The organism is Streptomyces sp. NPDC020490 (genome assembly GCF_044335305.1).
Lineage (GTDB): Bacteria > Actinomycetota > Actinomycetes > Streptomycetales > Streptomycetaceae > Streptomyces.
Genome location: NZ_JBIRUY010000103.1, coordinates 1 through 1,684 on the forward strand (window position 1 = coordinate 1; position 1,684 = coordinate 1,684).

General features: G+C 70.4%; 1 protein-coding gene. It reads right to left on the reverse strand.

Annotated elements, in window-relative coordinates:
- Nucleotides 1-155: 155 nt before the first annotated feature.
- On the reverse strand, nucleotides 156-1,562 hold the full coding sequence (locus ACH4ZX_RS40275) for an IS1380 family transposase (RefSeq protein WP_398283902.1): 1,407 nt from the start codon (nucleotides 1,560-1,562) through the stop codon (nucleotides 156-158).
- Nucleotides 1,563-1,684 lie beyond the last annotated feature (122 nt).

Genomic DNA, 1,684 nt, shown 5'->3' on the forward strand with positions numbered 1-1,684 from the left:
CCTCCCCGTTTCGGTTGGGGTGGCTGAGCTGGGCTGATCTCGGGGGCCCGCGATTTTGGCTGCTGGTCGAGGAGTGGGCATGGCTGGGGCCCGACGCTGGGGTCGGGTGCTCCGGGGTTCCTCGGGTCGCGGATGGGCAGGGACAGTGCTGCGGGTCAGGTGGCTGGCCGGGGCAGGGCTGCGAGGCGGGTGAATGCGCTGGTCAGCTCGTATCGCCAGGGCCAGGTGGCGGAGATCCGTAGGCGGAGTTGGCGGCCTCCGCGGGTGATGCGGGCGGCGGCGTGCAGCAGCCGGTAACGGAGTTTCTTCGGCTCGGCGGTGGCCAACTCGCCGTCCAGGAGGAGGGCCTGGGTCCAGGCGAGCAGGTCGATGCCGGTCAGAGCGAGTTCGAGCCAGGCGGCGTTGATCTGGAAGAGACGGGAGGGGAAGCGGCCGAAGCCGGTGGACTTGCCGCAGCGGATGCGGTCCTCGACGCGGGCATGCGCGCGGTGGCGGACCTCCAGGCGTTGCGCGGTGCCCCCGCCCGTGACCGGGGTGTCGGTGAGAAAGACCTGGTGGCGCATGCCTTCGTCGAAGTCGAACAGGGACAGCTGGGCACCGGGATGCGGACGCTCACGCCGCACGATGACGCGGGTGCCGCCTGGGTAGCCGGTGAGGTCGATCATGCCGGTCAGCTCGGCGACCTCTGCTCCGTCGCGCAGGGATCCGTCCTGTTCCAGGGCCGGGTGCCAGACCCGGTCGGGCAGGGTCCGGATCGCTTTGCGGACCGGTTCGGTGACGGGGTGTCCGACGGAGAAGGAGGTGTGGATGCCCCGGTCGCGCAGGGTGCGTATGTGGTGCAGGAAGGCTTTCGCGCCGCCGGCGCTGTCGGTGCGGATGAGGATGTCGCCGCCGTGGCGGTGGGCGTCGGGGATCTGGGCCAGCGCCTGGTCGAGGACGGTGATGTGGTCGGAGGCGGTGTTGGCGCCGGCGTTGCCCGGCCGCAGCACCCCGGCCAGAGCTTCACCGGTGTTGTCCAGGAAACACAGCAGCGGGTGGTAGCCGAAACCGCGTTTGTAGGTGGCGGCTGCCTGCTCTTTCTCGGAGTGGCAGGTGACCAGGGTGGCGTCGAGGTCCAGGACCAGGCCGGGCAGGTCACGCCCGCCCGCGCGGGACGCTGGTATGCCGTCACGGGTGTCGGCGGCTTGCAGCCAGGCGATTTCGCGTGCGGTGGCCCGGGCCGCTTGCAGGGCGGCCAGTGCGGGAGGGCCGATGTCGGCGAGAAGACGCCAGGCGGTGGCTGTGGAGGCGACCGGGCCGAACACCTGCCGCTGGTCACGCAGGACAGCGAGGTCAGTGATGGTCTCGCCGCCGTCGGCGAGCATCACGGCCAGGTCGACCGCCACCCGGCCGGGGTCGTGCCCCGTGCCGCGCGGCCGCAGCCGACGCAACGCGCTGGTGAAGGCGCTGGTAAGCCCGGTGGCTTCGGCTAGATCGGCCAGCAGACGGGATCCTGCATGGCTGACCACCCCGCGACCGTCGGCCGAGACGACAAGTCGGGGACGTGACCCGGTAGTGTGCACGCAGAAAGTGCCTTCCCCTGCGAGACGACAGAAGCCTTAGACAAGCCCTATCGTCCCAGGTCAGAAGGCACTTTCGCTTTGCCGCTCATGATCCGGACACGCCCCCAAGTGAAACGCGCAGG